The 13,757-nt window shown below is 60.9% G+C and carries 8 protein-coding genes; 4 read left to right on the plus strand and 4 right to left on the minus strand.

Annotation, left to right across the window (positions count from 1 at the left end):
- Positions 1 to 158 precede the first annotated feature (158 nt).
- Positions 159 to 1,793, plus strand: coding sequence for an alpha-L-arabinofuranosidase B (locus tag JOE66_RS01500; RefSeq protein WP_205106390.1), 1,635 nt, complete (start codon positions 159 to 161; stop codon positions 1,791 to 1,793).
- Between the two features lie 186 nt (positions 1,794 to 1,979).
- Here the strand turns inward: JOE66_RS01500 and JOE66_RS01505 are convergent, their stop codons facing one another.
- From JOE66_RS01505 to JOE66_RS01515, 3 genes are read right to left on the minus strand one after another with little or no spacing between them, the layout of a single operon-like run.
- Entirely contained in the window at positions 1,980 to 2,798 is an 819-nt protein-coding gene (locus tag JOE66_RS01505) for a carbohydrate ABC transporter permease (RefSeq protein ID WP_205106391.1), read from the minus strand.
- The gene (locus JOE66_RS01510) at positions 2,798 to 3,751 is read right to left on the minus strand and encodes a carbohydrate ABC transporter permease (RefSeq protein WP_205106392.1); all 954 of its coding nucleotides are present in this window, start codon (positions 3,749 to 3,751) and stop codon (positions 2,798 to 2,800) included. Before JOE66_RS01510 ends, JOE66_RS01505 begins: the two co-directional genes overlap by 1 nt.
- Before the next feature lie 50 nt (positions 3,752 to 3,801).
- Entirely contained in the window at positions 3,802 to 5,148 is a 1,347-nt protein-coding gene (locus JOE66_RS01515; protein ID WP_205106393.1) for an ABC transporter substrate-binding protein, read from the minus strand.
- Between the two features lie 379 nt (positions 5,149 to 5,527).
- Between JOE66_RS01515 and JOE66_RS01520 the strand changes: the two genes are divergently transcribed.
- From JOE66_RS01520 to JOE66_RS01530, 3 genes are read left to right on the plus strand one after another with little or no spacing between them, the layout of a single operon-like run.
- Positions 5,528 to 6,601: a LacI family DNA-binding transcriptional regulator gene (locus JOE66_RS01520; RefSeq protein WP_205106394.1), complete on the plus strand. Its 1,074-nt coding sequence runs from the start codon at positions 5,528 to 5,530 to the stop codon at positions 6,599 to 6,601.
- On the plus strand, positions 6,598 to 8,925 hold the full coding sequence (locus tag JOE66_RS01525; protein WP_205106395.1) for a beta-glucosidase family protein: 2,328 nt from the start codon (positions 6,598 to 6,600) through the stop codon (positions 8,923 to 8,925). Before JOE66_RS01520 ends, JOE66_RS01525 begins: the two co-directional genes overlap by 4 nt.
- Positions 8,922 to 11,237: a glycosyl hydrolase family 95 catalytic domain-containing protein gene (locus JOE66_RS01530; RefSeq protein WP_205106396.1), complete on the plus strand. Its 2,316-nt coding sequence runs from the start codon at positions 8,922 to 8,924 to the stop codon at positions 11,235 to 11,237. The genes JOE66_RS01525 and JOE66_RS01530 overlap by 4 nt, the downstream gene beginning before the upstream one ends.
- Before the next feature lie 156 nt (positions 11,238 to 11,393).
- Here the strand turns inward: JOE66_RS01530 and JOE66_RS01535 are convergent, their stop codons facing one another.
- On the minus strand, positions 11,394 to 13,604 hold the full coding sequence (locus JOE66_RS01535) for an RICIN domain-containing protein (protein ID WP_205106397.1): 2,211 nt from the start codon (positions 13,602 to 13,604) through the stop codon (positions 11,394 to 11,396).
- Between the last annotated feature and the right edge of the window lie 153 nt (positions 13,605 to 13,757).

A 13,757-nucleotide genomic window follows, 5' to 3' on the forward strand; every position in this document is an offset into this window, starting at 1 on the left:
TCTAAACCTCTTCGTCTAGGTGGCGTCTCCGCCACGGTTGGTGCCCTTTGGCTCACTAACTGTGAACGCTAACATTCCGTGGCACAAGATCTTAAAGATAACAATTTGATCACGGCAGGCTTGATTTGTCCTGCTAGTCGCTCGATTTGTTTCGGGTCTTGACAGAAATCCGTTTCGAGAGGATTGTTCAAAGTGATCGCTCACATTCAATGAAGAATAGAGATGAAATGGATATTGTTCCCTCTCGTTCCGCACCTCGGCGCGGTTGGCTGGCGCGACGGGTCTTTGCCGTCGCGGCTATTGTCGGTTTGTTTGGGGCGCTGGCAACGATTGCACCCGCGGCGTCCCAGGCCGCTACCTCGCTACCTTGCGACATCTACGCCAACGCCGGAACTCCATGCGTGGCTGCACACAGCAGCACCCGCGCCCTGTTCGGAACCTACAACGGACCGCTTTACCAAGTTCAGCGGGCATCCGACAACACACTCGCTGACATTGGCCTTCTCGCCGCGGGAGGGTACGCCAACGCCGCAGTGCAAGATTCGTTCTGCGGCAACACCACCTGCACAGTCACGAAGATCTATGACCAGACGACGCGCCACAACGATTTGACCATCGAGGCCGCCGGCGACGCGGGGCCGGCCAACCGGGGCGTGCCCGCAGGCGCGCTGCCAGTTATCGCGGGAGGACACGCGGTGTACGGGCTGTCGTTCTCGGGACAGATGGGCTACCGCAATAATGCAGCCACGGGCACAGCAGAGAACGGGGCCGCCGAAGGGGCGTACATGGTGACATCTGGCACACACGTGAACGGGGCGTGCTGCTTCGACTACGGAAACACTGAACGCGTCAACAAAGACACGGGCAACGGTCACATGGACGCGATCAACTTTGGCACCGAACCATGGTTTGCGCAGAACGGACCCGGTCCGTGGGTTCAAGCGGATCTCGAGAACGGTCTCTTCTCCTCAGGCGCCGGATATTCCACGAATCGGTCGTACACCGGCGACGCATCACCATTCGTCACCGCTCTGCTAAAAAACAACGGACAGACCCGCTTCGCTCTGAAAGACGGCAACGCTCAGACCGGACCGCTCACTACCATCTACAACGGGGCCCTTCCCACGGCTACCGGCTACAGCCCGATGCATCAGGAAGGCGGGATCGTGCTCGGCACCGGTGGAGACAACTCCAACGGATCGATCGGCTCGTTCTTCGAAGGAGTGATGACTTCTGGCTACCCCACTGACGCCGCCGACAACGCGGTGCAGTCGAACGTGGTCGCTGTCGGTTACGGCGCATCGACTGGAGTCTCGGGATCGCTTGCAAACAACTCAGAAATGTCCCTCCGCGCGACAACGCCTGGATTCACCGACAACTACGTCAGACACCTGGCCGACGTCGCCGTCATCTCCCCCATCACGTCAACGAGTTCGGCCCTGGACAAGAGCGACAGCACGTGGATCGTCCGGCCCGGGCTTGCGAGCGGATCGTGCATCTCACTCGAGTCGCGATACTTCCCCGGCGACTTCCTTCGACACTACAATTTCGCAGTGCAGCGGCAACCGATGGACGGCAGCATCGTATTCAGAGCTGACGCCACCTTCTGCCCGGTAGCTGGTCAGAATGGCCAGGGCACCTCGTTCCAGTCTTACAACTATCCCGGCAAGTTTCTCCGCCATTACAACGGAAAGATATACATTGCAAGCAACGGTGGAGCAAACCCCTGGGATACAGCAACCCAGTGGGCCAATGACGTGAGCTTTATCGTAAGCACCCCCTGGGCCCCGTAAGCAGGTGGTGACCGCTGAATCCAGCCACCAAGCCGCGTACCCGACCCTCCCCACCCCGTGCGAATGAGGTACGGAGTGGGGAGGGTGACCTCAAAGTAGCCGAAAACAGATAGGCACAGGAGAAGTTCGCAGCATCGCGGATTGATCTGGCCACACCCGTGGCGGGCGGAAAGTTGAGGGTCAGCCCTACTTTCCGCCCACACCCATGAGACCGGAGATGAGCGATCGACGTGCGAAGAGGTAGACGAGGAAGATCGGGATGATGGTCAGGACGATCGCCGCCATCAGACCCGGAATGTTCGTGCTGTAATTCTGTCGGAACAGACTCAGCCCTACCGTGGCGACCATGACGTCCTGCGAGCGGGTGAGCACAAGCGGGAGCAGGAATCCGTTCCACGCGTTCAACATGGTGAAGACGATGATAGTGGCTATCCCCCCGCGTGAGAGCGGAATCACCAGCCGGGCGAATGTGCGGAACGAGTTTGCACCGTCGATCGCCATCGCTTCGTAGAGCTCGCCCGATATTTCACGCATCGCGCCAGTAAGGATGAGGGTCGAGATCGGGATCGCAAAAGCTGCCGTCGGAAGGATCACACCGAGGTAGGTGTCGTACAGACCCACCTGGTAGATGAGGTAGTACACCGGCAGTACCACGACTTGTGCGGGGATGGCCAGTCCAACGAGCATCGTGCGGAATACAGTTCGGATGAGCCGACTGCGGCTGCGCACGATGGCGAACGCTAGAGGCGGCACCACCAAGCACACAATGACCACTGTTCCAAAGGTGATGATTCCGGCGTTGAGCAGGAATTTGCCGAACCCGAGACCGATGGCATCGGCGAAGTTCTGAAGAGTGAACATCGTCGGAAGTCCGATAGGCCCTTCGCCCGCGTATGCAGCCTTACTTTCGAATGCCGCACGGAGCATCAAGTAGACGGGCAAAATGATGATCGCCAGCCATATCCCGGCGAAAATGCCGGCGAAATAGTTTGGTTTGGTGCGCATCAGACGCCTTCCTGGGAGCTTTCCATTTTCTCGAATCCTGTCAATCGCACCATGGCGATGGAGACGACCCCACAGATCACGACGAGCACGATAGCGACGGCGCTGCCGTAGCCGATATCAAAGGCCTGGAAGCCCTGTTCGTACATGAAGAACGGAAGGATCGCCGTCTTCTGGTTCGGGCCACCCCCGGTCAGAATGAAGATGAGGTCGAAGGTGGTGAATGTGCCCACCACGATGAGTATCACGTCGGTCACGATCGTCGCCCTCAGCTGGGGAAGAGTGATGCTGAAGAACTGGCGTACCGTGCCTGCACCATCTATTTCTGCCGCCTGGTAGATCGTACGCGGAATGGATCTCGCTGCGCCTTGGTAGATGAGGGTGTGGAGAGGGGTGGCGCCCCAGAGGTAGATGAATGCGATCACACCGAGTGCGCTCCATTGGTTGCCGAGCAGGTTGCCATCACCGAACAACCAGGGCAGAGCGGCCGGGATGCCGAAGTTGGGGTCGAGCATCGACGCCCAGAGTACCGTGACGGCGGCCGTGGACATGAGAAGCGGGACGAAGTAGATCGCAACGACGATCGCACGACCGCGCTGGTTCCCAGCTGCCCAGACTCCGATGAGGATCGACAGCGGGGTCTGTGTAACGACGGCAAGTAGCACCAGAATCAGGGTCACCGTCAGGCTCTGAAGAACCTGCGGATCCTTGAATAGCCTGACCCAGTTGTCCAGGCCAATCCAGGTCGGGGGCACGAGCCGGATTCCCTCGTAGGACGTGAACGAGAGATAGACGCCGAATGCCAACGGAACCAGAGCGAATAGCCCGAAGAACAGGAACGCCGGCATCGCCCACCCGATTCCGGGGCGGCCCACCTGTGGCAGGCCACCCCGGCGCCGGGGTCGTGAAGGTGCCCGAGTCACCGCCAATTTCTCGACGACGGATGAACTGGTCATCTTCGACCACCTTTCATTTTTGAATCATTGTTACGGTGTTTGCTTGGCGGTCAGTTCTTGAGCGCCTGCATCGCTGAGATGAATGACGCCTCGTCAGAGTCGCCACTGAAGTACGACGTCATCGCATTCAGCATTGGAGCTGCTGACGCCGTGGACACGGACTGGTCCCACGACAACTGAAAGCTCGGCGCTTTGGTGATGATGCCCAGCTGGAACTGCAGGAAAGACTGCGCTGACGGGGTCAGTCCCGGAGTGCTGTCGATCAGCGATCCTGCGCTCGTAGTGGGGGGCAGGTTGCCGATGGCGAGTTCGCCCTTGACGAAGTCGTCACCATAGAGCGCGGCCAAGAACTTAGCAACCGTGTCGGGGTACCGGGTATCTGCAGCCACGTTGTAGTAGTTGCTCAGGTTTCCAGCGAGGTCGTCTACATTGCTCCCGCCGACGGTGGGGAATGTCGTCCAACCGAGGTTGGTCGTTGCAAAACCGGGGTCATCGCCTGCGATGGTGCCGTAGTTCCAGTTGCCCATCAGCTCGTACGCCGCCTTGCCTGAACTAAGCAGTTTCGGGGACCCGTCGTTCGCGTAGTGTACCGATTGGTAATTGGTGCCGAAGGCTCCACTGTCGACCAGGCCACGAATATCTGCGAGGGCCTTCTTGGAAGCATCGCTCCCCCAGATGGAGCTGTCGCCGGCCAACGCCTTGGAGACGTCTGCGTTGCCGACTTCCCGCGTGTAGAAATACTCGTACCACATCAGAGTCGGCCACTTGTCAGCGCCGCCGAGGGCGATCGGCGTCACGCCTGCTGACTTCAGCTTGTCGATCTGACCGAGCAGGTCGTTGTAGGTGGTCGGGGGCTTCAGTCCTGCTTGATCGAGAACGGTCTTGTTGTAGTAGAGAACGACCGGGCCGACACCGCGCATAGGGACGCCGTACGATTTTCCGTCGACGACCTCCTCGTTGAACACCGAGGGCAGGAACGAGCTCTTAAGCTTCGGATCCTGGGCGATGAAGTCATCGAGGGGGTACAGTGCGTTTGCTGAAATGTAGGGCTTGATCCCCGCAGCCCCGTACGACATGAAAATGTCGGGGGCGGTGGAGGTTCCGAGACTGGAGCGGACATTCGCGGCATAGTCCACGCCGGCGCTGCTGCCCTTGTCTACGATGACTTTGACTTCGGAGGTCTTGTTGAAGCGATCGGCTGCGGCCTGCTCAACCGCTGCTGCGGCGTCGCCGAGCGCGTAGATATGGATCTCGTTTGCGGGACGGCTGAGGTTCGGCTTCGGTGTGGCACTGCTGGATGGCGCGCCCCCGGCCGAGCAGCCAGCGAGAACCGCTGCTGCGGCCACGATGGCCGTTGCGCTGAGAAGACGCATGCCGCGCCTTGATGAGTTCTTCATTGAACGCCTTTCGAATATCGAATTTGACTGTAACTGCGACGCCGCCGAAAGGACAGAGCAATTGTGGGCGGCAACTTTTGGTGCAGAGAATCACTCCGTGGTGGAACGATCCTCGACGAACATAGCTCGCGCTCGCCTCAATAACACTCCCTGTTTCACCGAAACTTTTTCGTGAGCATATTGACCCCATCTGGAGTCGGCGGGATATATATTTCTGGGGATGTGGTCGAAATGAGCATGTCCGATGGGCAGTCTGGATCCTTCACTACACAGACTCCAAAAAGTAAAAGTTTCGCGACATTCACGATCTTTCGTGAATGGGCCAGATCAGTGAGGACTGGATTGACAATGAAGTTTTCCCAGCAACAGGGAATCCTCAGTGCAGACAGCTGCGGCATCGATGGCTGAACCGGGGGGCGGCCACCGCACAACGATGAATGCGGTCGCCAAAGTGAGCGGAGTCTCCGTTGGGACGGTCTCCAAAGTGCTGAACGATCGTGCGGGTATTGGCGACGAGACGAGAACTCGGGTGCGCGAGGCCATCGACCGGCTTGGTTACGTAAGCATGGGACAAAGGCAGGCCGCACAGCACGCCGGTGCTGAGGTATCTATCGAGTTGCTGGTGCAACCGGCAGACGTGTCCAATCCGTACCTCGCAACTTTTCTCGGCGGAGCTCTCGAGTCGGCTGGCCTACTCGGAGCCGGGCTCGTGATCCGATCGGTCGAGATCCCCCGCGATTCGGAGCGCGAGTGGGCCAGATCACTGGCGAAGGCTGGTCGTACGGGCGTGATTGAGCTGACCAGCGGGTACTCGCAGGCACGCGAGCTCGCACTCCGAGGAGTGGGTCTTCCTATGGTGCTCGTCGATCCGATTGACGTCCCCCGCACTTCGACGCCCAGTATCGGCGCGACGAACTGGGCGGGCGGTTACGCCGCAACCCGCCATCTGCTGGACCTGGGCCACCGACGTATCGCCTACATCGGTGGCCCGGTCGGCGCTGCTTGTGACAACGTCCGGATCCACGGTTGGTCAGCAGCTATGGCCGAGGAGGGAATCGTCGTCGACGTTCGGTCAGTGCTCAAACACTCCTACACGTATGCGCACGGGTTGCAAGCGGCCACCCAGCTCCTGAGCCAATCGCCTCGCCCGACTGCGATATTCGCAGGGAGCGACATCACTGCGATGGGCGTCATCGAGGCGGCCCGGCAGGCCGGGATACATGTACCGACTCAGCTCAGCGTGGTGGGATTCGATGACACTGTGCTGGCTGCCGCTTCGTCTCCTCCTCTCACCACAGTGCACCAGCCGATCGCGGACATCGGGCGACAAGCCGTATCGACGCTGTTCCGGCTCGCCGGAGGAGAGTCCCTGGCTACGAAGCGGATCGAGATGGCGACCTCCCTGGTGATTCGAGAGTCCACCGCCGCTGTTCCACTGAAAGGCAACAAATGACCAGCATCGACGATCAAATTGCGCCCAGTGAGGTTTGGCACGACCGCGGGCTCACTGCCCACGACCGTGCTTCAGCACTGCTTTCGCAGATGACTTTCCCCGAGAAGCTTCAGCAGCTTGGCAGCACGTGGCCCGGTTCGGAGAACCTCGAGGAGGCGGTTGCGCCACTCCAGGATAGCCACCAACTTGCAGCACCTTTCGATGAAGCAATCGTCGACGGGATCGGACACCTCACCCGGCCCTTCGGCACGGCACCGATCGAACCCCACGACGGCATGCTGCGACTCGCCGACCTTCAGCGCCAAGTCGTCTCGGCCAATCGATTCGGAATCCCAGCGATTGTTCACGAGGAGTGCCTGACCGGGTTCACCGCTTGGAAGGCGACGATTTACCCCACATCACTCGCTTGGGCTGCAACCTTCGACCCGGGAATCGTCGAACGCATGGCGCAGAACATCGGTCGGGACATGCACGCCGTCGGGGTCCACCAGGGCCTCTCACCCGTTCTCGATGTCGTGCGCGACTATCGCTGGGGCCGGGTGGAAGAGACGATGGGAGAGGATCCGTATCTCGTCTCACAGATCGCGGCATCCTACGTCACCGGGCTCCAATCGGAGGGTGTCATTGCAACCCTGAAGCATTTCGTCGGTTACGCGGCATCGCGCGGCGGCCGAAATCACGCGCCCGTTTCTGTCGGGCAGCGCGAACTGAGGGATGTCCTGCTCCGGCCATTCGAACAAGCCATCGTGCATGCCGGCGCCTGTTCGGTGATGAACTCGTATACAGATCTCGACGGCGTTCCTGCCGCAAGCGATTCCGCGCTCTTCACGGACCTCCTCCGCAACGAGTGGGGATTCGCTGGAACCGTGGTCTCCGACTATTGGGCCGTTCCCTTCCTCCTCTCGATGCACCGCATCGTCGCGACAAACGCAGAGGCCGGGGCCCTGGCACTCACCGCAGGAATCGACGTCGAACTGCCCCACACGGTCGGCTTCACCGCCGAGGCCGCCGAGCTCGCCGGTCGGGACGTGGTCGACAGGGCAGTTCTTCGCGTACTCACCCAGAAGGTTGAACTTGGGCTTCTCGATCCCGACTGGGCTGCGGCGGAAGCGGCCTGGGTCTCATTGGACTCCGATCACAACCGCCTCGTCGCCCGCGCAGTCGCCGAAGAGTCTGTTGTTCTTCTCCACAATCCGCAGGGTATCCTCCCGTTGCAATCACCCCTACGGATCGCTGTCATCGGCCCTGTCGCTAACGAAAGCGCGAGCCTTTTCGGGTGCTACGCCTTTCCGAACCACGTACTGCCGAACTTTCCAGAGGCAGGCCTGGGACTGGAAGCACCAACGCTGCTTGATGCAATACGCACCGAGTTTCCTGGCGCCCACGTCGACTTTGCCCCTGGTGTCCCCGTTCTTGAACCAGATGAGTCGGGAATCGCCGACGCCGAGGCGACTGCCCGTTCCGCAGACATCGTCATCCTCGCTGTGGGCGATCGTTCGGGAATGTTCGGCCACGGTACCTCGGGCGAGGGCTGCGACGTCACCAGCCTGGATCTCCCAGGAGTGCAGAGTGTGCTTGTCGACCGAATCCTCGCGACTGGCACCAAGGTCGTTCTAGTGACACTCTCCGGACGCCCGTATGCGATCGGAGGGTACGTCGAGAGATCGAAGGCTGCTGTTCAAGCGTTCCTGCCCGGCCAGGAGGGAGCCGGCGCGATCGCCGGTGTCCTGTCAGGCAGGGTTAACCCGAGTGGGCGCCTTCCCGTGCAGATCCCCGGAGACGCATCGGCGCAGCCGGGCACTTACCTGGCCCCGCCCCTCGCTCTCCGAAGCGACGGAGTCAGCAACATCGATCCCACACCCGCCTTCCCGTTCGGATTCGGGCTGAGTTACTCAACGATGGAAATCTCGTCGACCACCGTGTCAGCCGCGGTTATCGCGACCCATGGCGAGGTCATCGTGTCCGCCATCGTGCGGAACACCGGAAGCCGTCACGCCGTCGCTGTTCCCCAGCTCTACATGAGCGACCCGGTCGCGGAGGTCACTCGGCCGGTGCGCCAGCTGATCGGCTTCACGAGGGTGGCACTTGAAGCGGGAGCGTCTTCTGAGATCCAATTCGTCGTCAGCTCAGATCTGTTCGCCTACACCGGACGGGATCTGCGGCGCCGGATCGATCCCGGCGAGGTGCTGCTCCTCGTGGCTGAGAACGCCGGCGATTCACGTGAGGCGGCAGTCGTGCAGCTCACTGGGCCTACCCGATTCGTTGACCACACCCGAACCATGTCGACAACGGCCACATCGACGGTGTTGGCAGAATCCCTTTGACGGTCTGGAGCTCCACGCTGGCGTCCAGTTGGGAAACGGGGGCCATCGCGGGCACCGGAGTCGTCGGTGCACTGGTCTACGGAGAACCGTCCCGGCATGTCATTGTTCTCAGTCACGAACGCTTCTTCGTGCCCGCAAATTCCCGCCGGCCAGCGCCGGACCTCGCGCCGGCTCTGCCCCAAGCGCGTCTCGCGCTGGCAGAAGGAGATGAGAAAGCAGCCGCAGACGCAATCGAGCAGCGCCTCGTCGAGTTGGGGATGAACCCGGAAGAACTCGTCTGGACTGACCCGCTCGGCCCGATTGCCCAGCTGAGCTGGCAACCCGACCTGTCCGGCTTCTCCGACTACCAACGAGTCCTCCGCACCGACGACCTCGGCGCGGAGATCCGCTGGAAATCAGGTTCAGGGTGGACAGGTATCCGCGTCGACGCCACACATGGTGCCGAATTTTTCGATATCGAACTTTCCAGCGACACCGCTCTGACGGGCATCCTGACTCTGGAACAGGTTTCGGAGCGTCGTGCGGGAGCGGACACGGTGGAAACCCTCGACTACTCCCGCTTTGTGGCTACGACATGCTCAGTAAGCTCGACATCTCTCTCGGCTGCCATCTCGGCCGCCGGTTACGCACCCGAGACCGATATCACCGCGCGCGTTGAAGTCACCTCGACGCGTCGATTGGCGCCCACCGGGACCGGCTGGCGGGTCACCCTCGACCCGGGAGAACGGCTCTCGTTCCGCGTTGACGTGACGACAGATGGGGCAGGCCCACGATACGTCGACCCTGTGTCCACGGAGTCGCTTGCTTCATCGTCGTTCAGCCTGCTCGGGGCGAGCACCTGCGATCATGTCGAGTCGGTCTTCGGCGATGCGCATGCAGGCGTGAGGGCCGCAGTGCACCAAATGCTCGAGCTCGGGTACGCGGCAGGGCGACGCAATATCATCGCGTCGTGCGGAGCACTGCCTCCCACCCTTCAGGGAGTATGGCAGGGCACGTGGTCACCCGCCTGGTCTGCCGACTACACTATGAACGGCAACGTTCAGCTCGGCACGCTGGCGAGTGTGTTGTGGACCGGAAATCCCTCCCTGATGCGATCGCTGTTCCGAATGATCCGGCAATTCCCGGAAGATTTTCGCTCCAACGCGCGCGCAATCTACGGCGTACCCGGAATGATGCTTCCAGCCAGACTGAGCACCCACGGGCACGCAAACCACTTTAACCGCGACTTTCCACACCAGTTCTGGATCGGTCACGGCAACTGGTTGTTGCGCATGGCGGCAGACTACGTCCAAGTTACAGGCGACCGATCGATTATCGACGAGTGGCTATGGGAATACGCCGTCGAGATCCTGACCTTCGGTCTCGCTGTGGTCGCGGACGGCGACGGACATCTTTCGCCCTCTTACTCACCTGAGAACACACCGGGGGGAAGCGATAACCCGCTGTCCATTGACTCGACCGCCGACATCGGCGCTCTCCGCGACGGTCTCCGCGTCGGAGCATGGCTGGCGGGACTACGCGGGGACGAGCAACGTGCAGAGCAATGGACATCGGCCAGATCAGCCCTGCCCCCGTACCGGATCGCTGGCGACGCGACGCTCGCCGAATGGGGGGCCTCTGTGCCTGAGCGCCTCGAGCACCGCCATGCCTCACAGCTGCATGGCCTCTGGCATGAACCGGATGAAGCATTCGAGCGCCCGGAACTACGCGCGGCGGCACAGGCTACAGTGCGAGCGAAAGCCGCCTGGCGAGCCGAGGCCCCGCATGGCCCCCCGGGCCACCAAGAAATGGCTTTCGGACTCAGCTCAATCGCCCTCGCCGCAGCGGCACTCGGCGATGGCGAGACAGCCGCCCAATGCGCGTACTGGCTCGCGCTCGATCATTTCACACACGCCATGGTGTCAACCCACGACGCAGGATCGATCTTCAATCTCGATGCGTCAGGAGCATTACCCGCTGTAATCGCTGCAATGCTCGTCGCCTCTACGACTTCGACCATCCACCTCCTACCGGCGCTGCCATTGCTGTGGGAGGCGGGAGCCGCTAATGGGCTTACAGCCCGAGGCGGAGCTGTCATTCACGAACTACGCTGGTCACCGAGCACCCTGAGCTGCGACGTCGAACTGCGGTCAGAGGCTGCCTGGCTGAGGCCATCAACCACAGTGTTGCTCATGCCGAGAGCCGGCAACCTGCGCACCACCCCGCACGCTTCACAAACTAACTCGACAAGGGTCGAGATCGAATCAACGGGCCCACGTGTGCGATTGTGTTTCGACTTCGCGGATCAAACCTCTACCCAACCCGTCGAATGACCAGCTCGTTATATGAGTAAGGATTGACATTTCGACTTCCACTAGTCAGCGGACCGGCCGCCTCCGTCACCGAGCCTATCTCCGTGACTACTCGTGAGAAAGGTGCGCTGCCCCCGTCGTGACCCGTCGAGGACAGCGCAATCGTGGTCCCGAAAGTCAGTTGCGACTCCAGAGTTGGTTTGATGCGCTCGTGGTGAGGGCGAGACTCACCGACGCACCGTTTGTCGTTCCACTCGCATTCAGAACGAGCCCGCTCAGCCGGCTTGCTATCGAACCGTCGGCTCGAAGATCCCACTTCTGGCTGGCGTTCCCGTTGCAGCTCCAGAGAATCACCCGTGTGCCGGGCGAGGTACTGTCGGCCTCGGCCCCGAGGCATCCGCCGGCAACGCGGAGTTCGCCGCTGCGGGTCGGTGTGATGACCTGGTTCGCATTGCCGACACAGTCGTAGACCTGCACCTGCGACCCTGTCGCGCCATTTGGAACGTCAAGGCAACGCCCCGATGCGGCGCCTTTGAACGTCGATGGGCTTTCGAGAGGGACCAGCTTCCAATCCTCGGATCCGTCGCTCGTCGCTGCCTGCAGCGTGAGCGTCGTTCCGCGGACTCCGGCGCCCGCGTAGAGGGTGGTGTTGGTCGAGGACTGGAGCCGGATCGTGCCGTCTGCGTTGTCGAGAACGTTCCAGAGTTTGTCACCGTTGTTGTCATCGTTCCATAGCGCGAGTTCCGCGCCGGCGGATGTGCTGTTTTGCCAGATTCCGAGCGCTCTGCCTCCCGACTTGTTGAGCAGCGTGGTCTTTCCGTTGCCCTTGTCGGTGAGGTGCCAAAATTGGGTGTTCGAGTTCGTCGCTGAGCCGGACGCCTCGCTGACCACCCGTGCCCCACTGAAATCGCTGTCCTGCGACGTGTTCGCCGTGCCGAGAACATCGCCCGTCTTCCGGTTTACGAGTTGGTAGTACAGGCCGACCGAGTTGCCGAGATCGACTTCCCCGAATCCGATGGGTTGTGCGTAACCGAAGGTGCCGCGAAGGATCGCGACTCTCCCGGTCTGGGGAACGTAGGTCAGATTCCTGCTGTAGCCCTGACCTATAGACGTTCGCATACGCGTCCAGGCGCCAGTGCTGGATCCGGTCTCGTTCACGTACACGTCACCTCCATTGGCGTTTTCGTCGTTGTTGAACACGATCTCCCATGTGCCGTTCGGCCGCGGAACACTGATGAGAACCGGTGAGCCACCGTTATGGATCGATTGTCCTGCCGCAGTCCGCAGGGCGATGTTCGGTTTGTCCCAGAATCTGAGAGGACTGTCCGAAACCCGCGCACCGCCCTGCTCGAAGGTCATGAGCCATTTTCCGTCGGTTGTAGGAACCACGGTCGTCATGCCGGGGCGACCAGCGGAAGAGCTTCCGGCGACCTTGTCGGCCACATCCACGGTCGCTTCACTCCACGCATCAGTCGTACCACCGGACCAAGTCTTGTGTACGAGAATCTGGGTGACGGGGTCTGTAGCGGTAGCATTCGTGGGGTCGGCGGTCAGCTTTCCGGTAGTGGTGTCGTAGCTCGCATACTCGTTCTCATCGGAATAGTAGGCAATGAGCTGGCTGTTGTAGACCATCAAGTACGGCTCCCACACGGGATCGTTCTGCGCGTACGTGTTCTCATTTGCGTGCAGGGAGCCATAGGACCCTTCCCACCCGCCGGTTGCGATGATGTTGAGGAATTGCCAGGACGATCCCGAGCCTGACGTGTCTGCGTACAACGCGATTGCGACGTCTTTGCGGTCGCCGTCCTGTGTGGGAGTCCAGTTCGGGTTCGCGGCCTTCTGCTCCCTGTAGTAGGCGTCATCGCCGGAGACGACGCTTGCAAGAAGGAGCGTTCCCGCCTTCAGGGAACCGAGATCCTGGGGGAGGACATAGAGATATGGATTGGTCCAGTTGCTGGTGTACTTCGCAAACGCGGATTCTCTGGGTGTTCCCTTTGTCAACGTCGCCGGCGATGCGAGATCCGTCAGCTTCTGCCACGACGTACCGAAGTCATCACTCTTGTAGATCGGCATGGTTTGGCCCACAGGGTCACCGATGCTTCGTTCGAATGCCGCGACGAGGCGCCCACTGGGAAGCGATGCCGCCTTCGGATAGACAACAGCGTTGCCCTTATTCGCCTGAGCGGCCTCCGCCGCACTCGGCGAATAGACAATCCCTGGTGTTGGAGCGTAGGCCTGTGCAGATGGAGCTCCCACGAGAGCGATGCTGACGAGAGCCGCCCCCAACCCGAAGATCGTCACAACCTTCTGTGCCAGGAGACGAGGAGAGCCGATGGGAGACGGGCCTCCGATCGATGGATGAGAAATGCGAGTGTACGGCCGCCTCATTGCGCGCCCCTTTCGTTGGAAAACGTGTCCAACAATCTTCGCTCCCGAACCGGGTTCCGCTGCAAAAACCGAAAGAGTTTCGCAACCCCACAGCATCCCACAGAGGCCCATCGATGCACGTGATCTACTACGTCCTGACAGGGCCTGGGCACT

Origin of the sequence: Subtercola frigoramans, from assembly GCF_016907385.1 — a bacterium.
Lineage (GTDB): Bacteria > Actinomycetota > Actinomycetes > Actinomycetales > Microbacteriaceae > Subtercola > Subtercola frigoramans.

Coding starts and splice junctions, on each gene's coding strand:
- JOE66_RS01505 (WP_205106391.1), bottom strand. CDS start 2,798: ATGCGCACCAAACCAAACTATTTCGCCGGCATTTTCGCCGGGATATGG.
- JOE66_RS01535 (WP_205106397.1), bottom strand. CDS start 13,604: ATGAGGCGGCCGTACACTCGCATTTCTCATCCATCGATCGGAGGCCCG.
- JOE66_RS01525 (WP_205106395.1), top strand. CDS start 6,598: ATGACCAGCATCGACGATCAAATTGCGCCCAGTGAGGTTTGGCACGAC.
- JOE66_RS01510 (WP_205106392.1), bottom strand. CDS start 3,751: ATGACCAGTTCATCCGTCGTCGAGAAATTGGCGGTGACTCGGGCACCT.
- JOE66_RS01515 (WP_205106393.1), bottom strand. CDS start 5,148: ATGAAGAACTCATCAAGGCGCGGCATGCGTCTTCTCAGCGCAACGGCC.